Source organism: Mesorhizobium sp. M0040, assembly GCF_040323505.1.
In the GTDB taxonomy this organism is placed as follows: Bacteria; Pseudomonadota; Alphaproteobacteria; order Rhizobiales; family Rhizobiaceae; genus Mesorhizobium.
The window spans coordinates 200,716-210,671 of sequence record NZ_JAMYVA010000007.1 but is presented as its reverse complement, the minus strand read 5'-3'; the positions used below and the strand labels follow the sequence as shown (position 1 = coordinate 210,671).

At 62.2% G+C, this 9,956-nt stretch carries 13 protein-coding genes; 12 read left to right on the top strand and 1 reads right to left on the bottom strand.

Annotated features, from left to right (window positions below; translation table 11 throughout):
* Positions 1–150: 150 nt before the first annotated feature.
* From NKJ91_RS09415 to NKJ91_RS09405, 3 genes are all read left to right on the top strand, one after another.
* The gene (locus NKJ91_RS09415; RefSeq protein ID WP_352451552.1) at positions 151–411 is read left to right on the top strand and encodes a hypothetical protein; all 261 of its coding nucleotides are present in this window, start codon (positions 151–153) and stop codon (positions 409–411) included.
* A 126-nt stretch (positions 412–537) separates the two neighbouring features.
* On the top strand, positions 538–717 hold the full coding sequence (locus NKJ91_RS09410) for a hypothetical protein (RefSeq protein WP_292657139.1): 180 nt from the start codon (positions 538–540) through the stop codon (positions 715–717).
* A 3-nt stretch (positions 718–720) separates the two neighbouring features.
* Positions 721–939, top strand: coding sequence for a hypothetical protein (locus NKJ91_RS09405; RefSeq protein WP_352455303.1), 219 nt, complete (start codon positions 721–723; stop codon positions 937–939).
* A gap of 43 nt (positions 940–982) precedes the next feature.
* Here NKJ91_RS09405 and NKJ91_RS09400 read toward each other — a convergent pair whose 3' ends face one another.
* On the bottom strand, positions 983–1,243 hold the full coding sequence (locus NKJ91_RS09400) for a hypothetical protein (RefSeq protein WP_352451554.1): 261 nt from the start codon (positions 1,241–1,243) through the stop codon (positions 983–985).
* 445 nt (positions 1,244–1,688) lie between these two features.
* Between NKJ91_RS09400 and NKJ91_RS09395 the strand changes: the two genes are divergently transcribed.
* The 9 genes from NKJ91_RS09395 (at position 1,689) to NKJ91_RS09355 (ending at position 9,507) form a co-directional block, all read left to right on the top strand.
* Positions 1,689–2,405: a GntR family transcriptional regulator gene (locus NKJ91_RS09395; RefSeq protein WP_352455302.1), complete on the top strand. Its 717-nt coding sequence runs from the start codon at positions 1,689–1,691 to the stop codon at positions 2,403–2,405.
* Positions 2,405–3,499, top strand: a complete 1,095-nt coding sequence (locus tag NKJ91_RS09390; RefSeq protein WP_352455311.1) for an LLM class flavin-dependent oxidoreductase — start codon at positions 2,405–2,407, stop codon at positions 3,497–3,499. Before NKJ91_RS09395 ends, NKJ91_RS09390 begins: the two co-directional genes overlap by 1 nt.
* Positions 3,499–4,044 carry a flavin reductase family protein gene (locus NKJ91_RS09385; protein ID WP_352455301.1) on the top strand — a complete coding sequence of 182 codons (546 nt, stop codon included), beginning with the start codon at positions 3,499–3,501 and terminating at the stop codon, positions 4,042–4,044. Before NKJ91_RS09390 ends, NKJ91_RS09385 begins: the two co-directional genes overlap by 1 nt.
* A 91-nt stretch (positions 4,045–4,135) precedes the next feature.
* Positions 4,136–5,113: a TRAP transporter substrate-binding protein DctP gene (gene dctP, locus NKJ91_RS09380; protein ID WP_352455300.1), complete on the top strand. Its 978-nt coding sequence runs from the start codon at positions 4,136–4,138 to the stop codon at positions 5,111–5,113.
* A 57-nt stretch (positions 5,114–5,170) separates the two neighbouring features.
* Positions 5,171–5,683, top strand: coding sequence for a TRAP transporter small permease (locus NKJ91_RS09375; protein ID WP_023676100.1), 513 nt, complete (start codon positions 5,171–5,173; stop codon positions 5,681–5,683).
* Positions 5,684–5,686: 3 nt separating this feature from the next.
* Complete coding sequence (locus NKJ91_RS09370) at positions 5,687–6,997, top strand: TRAP transporter large permease (RefSeq protein WP_352455299.1); 1,311 nt, start codon at positions 5,687–5,689, stop codon at positions 6,995–6,997.
* A 26-nt stretch (positions 6,998–7,023) separates the two neighbouring features.
* Positions 7,024–7,737 (top strand): hypothetical protein, encoded by a 714-nt coding sequence (locus NKJ91_RS09365; RefSeq protein ID WP_352455298.1) that lies wholly within the window; start codon positions 7,024–7,026, stop codon positions 7,735–7,737.
* 42 nt (positions 7,738–7,779) lie between these two features.
* Entirely contained in the window at positions 7,780–8,538 is a 759-nt protein-coding gene (locus tag NKJ91_RS09360; protein WP_023676097.1) for an HpcH/HpaI aldolase family protein, read from the top strand.
* 12 nt (positions 8,539–8,550) lie between these two features.
* The gene (locus tag NKJ91_RS09355; protein WP_352455297.1) at positions 8,551–9,507 is read left to right on the top strand and encodes a C-terminal binding protein; all 957 of its coding nucleotides are present in this window, start codon (positions 8,551–8,553) and stop codon (positions 9,505–9,507) included.
* The last annotated feature ends 449 nt before the right edge of the window (positions 9,508–9,956 follow it).

Sequence of the window (9,956 nt, the reverse complement as noted above, 5' to 3'; positions counted from 1 at the left end):
TGGCCGGCCCCTCCAACAGCCGACCTCTCATGAATCACGCAAAACCGCTCTTGGGAATCCTCGAAACGCTCCCGGAGCTAAAAATCTGCCAAAGTAGTGCTAGCTTTCGATCCCTTCAGTGGTTGGGAAACGTGCCTTTCGCGACTTGGTATGAAAACGACAATTGGCGCACGGCTGAAAACGCGCGATCATGTGCCAATGGGCCGCCGTTTGGATGACAAGCTCGATTGCAAGGCGTGCGGGACGATCCTGATGGAGATTCCCGACAATCCGAAGGATTCGACGCCGATCCATTGCAGCAATTGCGGCGCCTATCTCGGCGAATGGGGCGATCTGCAGGAGGATTTCTTCAGGCAGGCGTTCGGTGCCCAGGCCTTCGATCTGAACAACGGAAACATCATCAAGAAATAATCCTGGATCCCGCCGGCCCAAGCCACGGCCTGTGGACCCGGCTCGTTGCGGCAATCACCGTTAGTGTCGGACCCTTGGGAACCTTTCTCCTGAGCCGCTTGTTTGGGTGGCGGAAGGAGAAACGCCATGAGCACAAAACCTCCGCCTGTGCCGCCGAAGAATCTGAGCCCAAAGGGCGCCGGTGACAAAAAATCGGTAGCAGCCGACCAGGCGCCGCAATCTGCCGTTCCGGATCCCGACAAGCAGGGCCAGCAAGGCAATACGAAGGTCAACACCACTCATCAAGGCAACGTTCAGGATCGCTAGGTCATGTCCACGTCGAAGAAGACTCCTGCCAGCATCCGCCAGGGCGGTCCCGGCGCCGCGCACGAAAACGCCAAGCAGCCGCTGAGCATCGAAAAGCCGCCGGCCGACTCCGACCGTCGCAGCCACAGCAAGGTCTCCGGCGGCGGCGGCGAACGCGACAGCCACCATACCCACGACCCCGAAAAGAAAGGCGACACCCGGCCCGCGCATCAGGACAAGTGAAGTCGGGCGGCGACGCGACGATCGGTGAGGTTCGAGCGAAGTGTCAGCGGGGACGGCGCGCCAAGGCAAACGGCACGACGTTGTCGACCACCGGCAAGTCGAACAGCATCGGAAGCCCCCGCGTCGCGGCCATTTCCACGATCAGCTCCTCGATGGAGTGATCGGTCAGACGCGTCTCGACGCCCAGCCGGATCATCGCCGCCAGCTTGTGCACCGGCACTGGCACGGACTTCGCCCGGTCGTCGAGCAGCTTGCTGATTTCGATCACGACGTCGGCGTCGATATTCCTGGGCAAGTCTCGCATAAGCGCCTCCCCGCCAAACGAAACGAAAAGCCCGCCGCACCTTTCGATACGGCGGGCGATCCAGTAATGCGTACCGGCGAGGGGATCGGGGTGGGCGTGCCGGCGCGCGCAGATCGCAAGTAATTTTAGTTAAATCCGTCAACTTCGATGTGTCACGGAAAAACGTCTGTACGTTTTTTACCGAACCGCGCGGATCGTTAGCTGTCCCCGCCGTCGCGCGGCGCGGCAGCACGGATGGCGCGATCCATTGCCCTCCGGACAGCGACTCAAACAGTATACATTATAAACTTAAAACATCTTGCCAGGCGATCCAGCCTGTGCTCCACTTCGCATCGGAACATGGCCTGCAGGTCGAATTCTATCGACATGTAGCTGCATTTTAACGGCACGACTGCGAGAACACAGCCTCAAACGATATACGAAATCTTCGCATGGGAAGGCGTGGATGACGGAAACGATAGAGCTCAAACGGGTTGGCGATGGCAATCTGCGTGCCCAGGTCTATCAACAACTCCGGCTGACCATCCAGCATGGCGAATTGGCGCCTGGCCAGAAGCTCGTCGATGTCGACATTGCCGCCCAGCTCGGTATTTCCAGAATGCCTGTCCGCGACGCCTTGATGCAGTTGGTGCATGAGGGCTATCTCGTCGGCACCACACGCGGCTTCACCCTGCCCACGCTTACCGCGACGGATGTCGCCGACATCTTCGAGGTCCGCCGCTTGCTCGAGCCGCGGGCCGCCGCGCACGCTGCTCGGACACTTGACGCCGCTGGCCTCAAGACCCTGGCAGCCGCGCTTCGGGAGGCCGAGGCTGCGGCCGCCGCCGGCGATGCCGACCGCTTTTTCCAGGCCAATTCGGCATTCAGGAATTGTTGGCTCGGCGCTGTCGAGAACGAGCGCCTTTCACAAACGATTGCCCGCTTCGCCGACCATGTGCTCGTCGTCCGCTTAAGGACGCTGTCGCACCAGCCGACGCAGGCCGTTATCGTTGCCGGCATGCGCGCAATCTATGAGGCATTCGTCAAGCGCGACGCCGTCGCCGCTTACGACCGCATGACCCACTTCATTCAGAACGCCGAGGAGCGTTTCATGAAGCTTAGCCCACCGTTTCAAAATTCCAACGGTGAAGGTGAGGGCATGTCGCGGCAGGGGAAAGCATGATCAGGAAGCAGCACCCGCTGAAAGGGCCGAACAGGTTCAAGCTCGGCGTCTTTTCAATGAATGCCGATGGCGGCCTGGCAATGACCACCGTTCCCGAGCGCTGGCGTGCCCGCTGGGAAGACAACCTCAACTCCGCCTGTATCGCCGATCGCGCCGGCCTCGAGTTTCTGCTGCCGATCGCCCGCTGGCGCGGCTTCGGCGGTCTGACGCATGTGCGGGAATGGTCGTTCGAGACTTTCACCTGGGCGGCGGGCCTTGCTGTCGCCACCGAGAACATCGGCCTGTTCATGACGGTGCATGTGCCGCTGGTTCATCCGCTGCAGGCTGCAAAAGCGCTGGCGACGGTCGACCACATCTCCAACGGGCGGGCCGGCTTGAACATCGTCTGCGGCTGGAACCCGGACGAGTTCGCCATGTTCGGGCAGACGGTCGGCGAGCGGACCTACGATCAGGCCGAGGAATGGATCAACATCATCGTGCGTGCCTATCAATCGAGGGAGCCGTTCGACTTCAGCGGCGAGTTCTATGATCTGAAGGGTGTCGTCAGCCGGCCGCCAAGCCTGCAGGCGCCGCGACCGGTGACCATGAACGCCGCCTTCGGCGCGCCGGGGCGCAACTATGCGGCGCGCCACTGTGATTATCTGTTTTCGACCTTTTCCGAAATTGCCGACGGCCGTGCGCATGTGGTCGACATCACCAACCGCGCGGCTGAGGTCGGACGCGAAGTCGGCGTCTATACGGTCTGTCACGTCGTCTGCCGGGAGACCCAGCAGGAAGCCGAGGACTACTACCGGCATTACGCGCTGGAATGCGCGGACGAGGGTGCGGTCGACGAGCACATGCGCAAGAAGAAGGAATTCGCGAACTCGCACGATGCGAAGGCTTTCACCGAATATCGGCAAAGGTTCGCCGGCGGTGCCGGAACGTTCCCGCTCATCGGAACGCCGGAAAAGATTGTCGACGATCTCACTGAGATCATGGACCAGGGTTATTCCGGCGCCGCCCTCACATTCGTCAACTACACCTACGAACTGCCCTTCTTCTGCGACCGCGTACTGCCGCTGATGCGCCAGGCCGGGCTTCGAGTAAATTGATGCCGGCGGCCGCCATTCCGACGCCGTGGGTGGATGGGCACGACGCCATCGATCCGCGCGCCTTCAAGCAGGCTATGCGGGCCGTGGCGGGCTGCGTCGCCATCCTCGCGTCGGAACATGACGAGATCGGTTTTTGCGGCATCACGGCGACGGCCCTCTGTTCGTTCAGCGCCGAGCCGCCTTCGCTGCTGGCCTGCGTCAACCGCGGCAGCACCTTTGCCTCGGCCATTCGCGAAGGTTTGCCGTTTTCGGTCAATCTTCCCGCCGGCGACCAGGAGAATGTCGCACGTGCCTTTGGCGGCATGACCAAAGCCAAGGGCGCCGCGCGGTTCTCGACCGGATCATGGGTGCGTGGCGAAACCGGCGCGCCCTTGCTTGTCGGCGCACGGGCAATATTCGAATGCCGGGTGGCCGAAATCATTGTGCGGGCGTCGCACATGATCGTCATCGGCATCGTCTCAGGCGTCGCGCTGGATCGCGCTGACCGATCGCCGGTCTTCTACGCGCATGGGCGGTTCCTGACAGTAGGAGATGATGCCAACTAACCGCCGTTCACGCGGCGGCGCAGCGATTGCAATTTCAGATCGGCCCGATCATGGGCCGGATCATGGGCGAACTATCAGAGGGAGTATGGCAATGCGCATTTGGAAATCCCTTGTTTTGGCTGCACTCCTGTCGGGTGTGGCGGGTATCGCCACGGCCGAAGAGGTCGTCCTCAACGCCGTGCATTTTACGCCGACGCAGAACGGCTACGCCCAGAGCTTCCTGAAGTTCGTTCAGAAGGTGAACGAAAAGGGCAAGGGCGTGGTCCAGATCAACGTGCGTGGCGGGCCGGAGGTCATTCCGCCGATCCAGCAGGGCGCGGCGCTCAGGAGCGGCCTGATCGACGTGATCGACACACCGGCAGGGCAGTTCCTGGAGCTCGTGCCCGAAGGCGAGGTTTTCTCCGCATCGACGAAGACGCCGTGGGAGGTCCGCGACAATGGCGGCTGGGATTTCATCAACGGAATTTTCGAGAAGAAGGCCAATGCCCATCTGCTGGCGCATGTCGACGCGGGTTCGGGCTTCAACGTCTTCACCGTCGACGAACCCAAGCTCAATAGCGAAGGCAGCATCGACTGGGGCGGCCTGAAAATCCGCTCGTCGCCGCTCTATCGCGATTTCCTTGAATCCTTGGGCGCAACGGTGATCGTCCAAGCGCCGGGGGATGTCTACACCTCGCTCGAGCGCGGCGTCGTCAATGCCAACGCCTATACCGTGTTTGGCTATGCGTCGTTCGGCTGGGACAAATTCACCAAATACCGTGTCGACCCGCAATTCTTCAAAACCGATGTGCTGATCTCGATCAACAAGGCGAAATGGGACACGCTGTCGCCCGAGGCGCAGAAACTGCTTGCCGACACGGCCGTCGAATATGAGCGCGCGAGCTACGACGCCAACCTTGCCCAGTCCGAAAAGCAGGCACAGGCGATGATCGACGGCGGGCAGAAGGTGATCAGCTTGACCGGCGCCGGCCGCGACAAATTCCTGGCGGCTGCCACGCAGGCGAGCTGGGCGAGAATGACCAAACGCGATCCCACCAACATCGATCAGTTGAAGAAATTCTTCCAGTAGCCCGAGCCGAGGGCGCTGGTGCGCCCTTCATCAAGGTGGACATGAGGGTCGTCGGGAATGGACAGATCGTTTGCAGCGATTGGGAAGCTGAGCCTTGCGTTGGCGGCGGCGGCAAAAGTGGTGCTTGGCCTCATCATCGTCGCGGTGGTTGCTGATGTGTGCGTCCGCAATCTGGGCCTGAGGCCGCTTGCCTGGGCAGTATCGGCGACGGAATATGGCCTGCTTTACGCGGCATTTCTGCCGATGCCCTGGCTGGTCCACAGCAAGGGCCATGTCTTCGTCGAGTTCCTGCGCCAGGCGCTGCCGGTGCGGGCACGGGCGGTGCTTGAAAAGCTGGTCTATCTCGCCTGCATTGCCGTCAGCCTCTATCTCGGCAGCGTCGCTCTGTCTTCGCTGACAAGTGCTGTGGCGGGCGGCGAATACGAAACGCGCAGTTTCGATATGCCGAAATGGCTGGTCTTTCTGCCCATCATGCTCGCCTTCTATCTCTCGGCGCTGGAATGGCTCAGATATCTGCTCGGCCGTGACACGCTGTACACGCTCGATCCGCTGGAAATGGAAGGGCTCTGACCGGTGGCCTGGCTGTTTCCATTCGCCGTGCTCGTTGGCACCATCCTTGTCTTGATGGGCCTTGGGCTGCCGGTCGCCTTCGCGTTCTTCGTCACCAATGTGATCGGGCTGTACCTGTTCTTCGGCGGTTCGATCGGCGTGACGCAGATGGTCGCCAACTTCTCCGACGCTGTCTCGACCTATGCGCTTGCCCCGCTGCCGATGTTTCTCGTCATGGGCAGCCTGTTCTTCCGCTCCGGCCTCGGCGAGAAAGTCATCTACGCGCTCGACCTGTGCATCGGCAATCTGCGCGGACGCCTCGCCTATGTCGTCCTCGCCGCCGGCACGATCTTTTCCGCGCTGTCAGGTTCCAGCCTTGCCAATACCGGCATGATGGGCTCGCTGATGGTGCCCGAGATGCTGAAGCGAGGCTACAAGCCGCATATGGCCTACGGCCCGGTGCTTGGCGCCGGAAGCCTTGCCGTCATCATCCCGCCATCCTCGCTGGCCGTCTTGCTCGGCTCGCTTGCCCAGATCGACGTCGGCGCGCTGCTCATAGCGGGGGCTCTGCCCGGACTGCTGCTCGTTGTCATGTACGCGGCGCTGATCTTCGCGCAGACAAAGATCGATCCGGACGCCGCTCCGCACTATCCGGTACCCGCCGTTCCCGTGGCCGAGAAGGTGAGGGCGGTTGCCGTCAACATCATTCCGATGAGCGTCATCGTGTTCATGGTGGTCGGCACGATCATCCTTGGGATAGCGACGCCGACGGAATCGGCCGGACTCGGCTGTGCCGCCGTCTTCGCCTTGTTGTTTGTCTACCGACGGTTCAGCTGGTCGGTTGTCTGGAAGTCGCTGGACGATGCGATGAAGGTCACCGGCATGACCTTCCTGATCATCTCGGCTTCGACGACGTTCTCGCAGATATTCGCCTTCTCCGGCGCCTCCAACGGCTTTATCCAGTTCATCGTGGGCTACGATCTTGGACCGTATCCCATGCTGCTCATGATGGTGCTCGTCATCCTGCTGCTCGGCATGTTCATGGATCAGGTCTCGATGATGCTGATCACGCTGCCGATCTTCCTGCCGATCGCCCAGCAATTCGGCTACGAGCCGGTATGGTTCGGGCTGATCCTGCTGCTCGCCTACGAGGTCGGCTTCACCACGCCGCCGTTTGGTCTGCTGCTGTTCATCATGATCGGCGTTGCGCCGAAAGGCACATCGCTCAAGACGGTTGCCATGGCTGCGGCGCCTTACATCGCGCTGACGCTTCTGCTGATCCTGCTGATTGTCCTCTTTCCGCAGATCGCTCTCTTTCTTCCGAATTTGATCTAGTCGAACTCGATCCAGCAGGTGTCCACATGCGCTTTGCCTATCTTGCTTTCTTCCATGATGACCGCGAGGCAAATTTGGCCATCGCCGGCGAAGATGTTGACGCCGTGCGGCGTGTGATTGCTTCAACGCCGGGCCTTGCGCTTGCAAACATCTATCTGCCCGAAGTGGCGACGGACATGTTCAACAACGATGGTCCACCGCCGGTCTTTGGCTTCCAGCTCTATTTCGACGAACTGGCGGACATGGAGGCGGCGCTGGCGCCGTCCGGCCATCTGCAGGCGCTTGCCGCACCTGGTATGCTGTCGAGCATCGCCGGTTCGAGGCCGACGCAACAGGCAATGTGCGTGCGTCCGTTTCCCGTCGACGACGCTGGCGTCAAGACGTCCGGGCTCCCCTGCAGCTATCTTGTCCACTATCCCGGGCCGGCCGAAGACATGAATGCCTGGCTCTACCACTATGTGACGCATCATCCGCAATTGATGCGGGGCTTCCCCGGCATTCGCCACATCGAGGTTCTGTCGCGACTGGATTGGTGCGGTTCGCTTCCCTGGCCGCGGATCGACCACATGCAGCGCAATCGGGTCATGTTCGACAGTCCCGCGGCATTGACGCACGCGCTGCAATCGCCGGCGCGGCTGGAGATGCGCGCCGACTACAAGACCTTCCCGCCGTTTTCAGGCGGCAGCCGGCATTTCCCGATGTCGACGGAAGCCGTGCATCCTTTGGCGCGGGCCACATAGCGCACACAGGTTTTGCCGACGCCGAAAATTTCTGGAGATTTCATGTACGACTTTCGCAAGAAATGTGTCTCTCTCGATCGCCTCATCGGTACCTTCTGCGCCATCCCGCACCCTGTGGCGGTCGAAGTGGCCGCCGCCAGCGGGGTCGATTTCCTGTGCATCGACTGGGAGCATTCGCAGATCGGCCGCGAACGGCTCGAGGATCTGATCCGCGCCGCCGATGTTCACAGGATTCCCGCGATGGTGCGCGTTCCCGGCCACACGCCGGAGTGGATGGCGGCCGCGCTCGACGCCGGCGCGTCGGGTGTCCTGGTACCCCGCGTCTCCACGGCCGAGCAAGCGCGCATGGCGGTCATGGCCTGCCGGTACCCGCCGGTCGGCGCCCGCGGTGTCGGCCCGGGCCGCGCCGCCGGTTATGGCTACAGGATTCCGGACTACCTCAAATCGGCCAACGAGGTCCTGACGGTCGCCATCCAGGTCGAGACGGCCGAAGGGCTCGCCAACATCGACGACATCGTCCAGGTCGACGGCGTCGACGTGGTCTTCATTGGCCCCGGCGACCTGTCGGTCTCGATCGACGCCATGGGGCCGGCCGGCCAGGACAAGCTCAATGCAGCGATTATGAGGATCGCGGCCGCGGCGCGCACGGCCCGCAAGGCCGTCGGCATCTTTCGCCCTTCGGCGGATGATGTCGGCAAATGGTCGCGGCACGGCATCAGCTTCTACATGCTGGCCAGCGACACGATGTTTCTCGGGGCCGGCCTTGCCGCCGGCGTCGCCTCGGCGCGCAGCGCCTCATAGCAAGAGTTTGCCATGAAGATCATCAAGACCGACGGTGTGCTGTCAGTCGAGGAGGAGCAGTTGCGCTACCTCGACGGCTTGAGCGCCGAGTTTGTCGAAAAGACGCTGCTCACGGAAGATGCCCTGATCGAACACTGCCGCGACGCCGACGCATTGATGGTATTGCGGGAGCCGATCACGGCTCGCGTTTTGGCGGAACTGAAGAGGCTCAAGGTCATCGGACGGTTCGGCGTAGGGCTCGATTCGATCGACGTCGAGGCCGCCAGCCGTGCCGGTGTTCAGGTAACCTACGTGCCGGACGCCAATCTGGTGGAAGTCAGCACGCACGCCATGGCCCTGATCCTGGCCTTGACGCGCAGGCTGAAACAGTTCGACAGCGCGGTGCGCGCCGGCCGCTGGGCTGCAATGACCGACGGCGCCGGCATCACGCGGCCCGACAGGCAGATCCTCGGCCTGATCGGCTTCGGCCAGATCGGGCGGCTGACTGCCGAGCGGGCGCGGGTCTTCGGCTACCACATCATCGCCTACGACCCGCATATGCCGGCCGAGCGCATCGCGGCCGGTGGTGCCGAACCGGTCGGCTTCGACGAGCTGCTGGCCAGGGCCGACATCGTCTCGCTGCACGTTCCCGCGACACCGGAGACCAGAAACATCATGTCGGCGCAAGCCCTGTCGCGGATGAAGGAAGGGGCGATACTCATCAACGTGGCCCGCGGCGGCCTGGTCGACGAGGTCGCATTGGCGGACGCGATCCGGCGCGGCCATCTGGCAGGCGCCGGCATCGACACGTTCGAGCGGGAGCCGCCTTCGCCCGACAATCCGCTGCTGGCGCTGGACACCGTCCTGGTCAGTCCACACGCGGCGCACTACTCGACCCAGTCTTACGCGGAGGTTCGCAACAAGGTGTTTGCCGATGTCGCATCGGTCCTGCGCGGCGGCAAGCCGGTATATCCGGTCAACCGGATATGACCAATTCCCGATGTCGGCACCACCTCTATCCGCCTGCTCCGCGGAACTTGGGTTCCTCGCCCCACGAAGTGGGGAGAGGTGGCTCGGCGAAGCCGGGACGGAGAGGGGTCTTCGCAGCGGCTGGGAATGTTCAGGGCTCCTGATGGACTTCCTCTAATACTCGCGCCCGTTCCTCACAGGTTCTGGCTTCGCGAATGTCGCCCCCTCTCCGTCCCGGCTTCGCCGGGCCACCTCTCCCCCGCTCCGCGGGGGCGAGGAACCCAAGTCCTGCAAGTCGGCGTTCGCAGGGCGATAAGGGGCAGCGCAACCTGTCGCGGTTGTCCGGTTTGCCACATTTTGTTCTTGCTTTGTGCCGGCAGCTATGCTACTAATTTACGTATGGTGCTGATTCGCACCGAGGACCCGCCGCAAGGCGGTTTTTTGTCTTTAGGTTTCAGCGCCATCCGTCG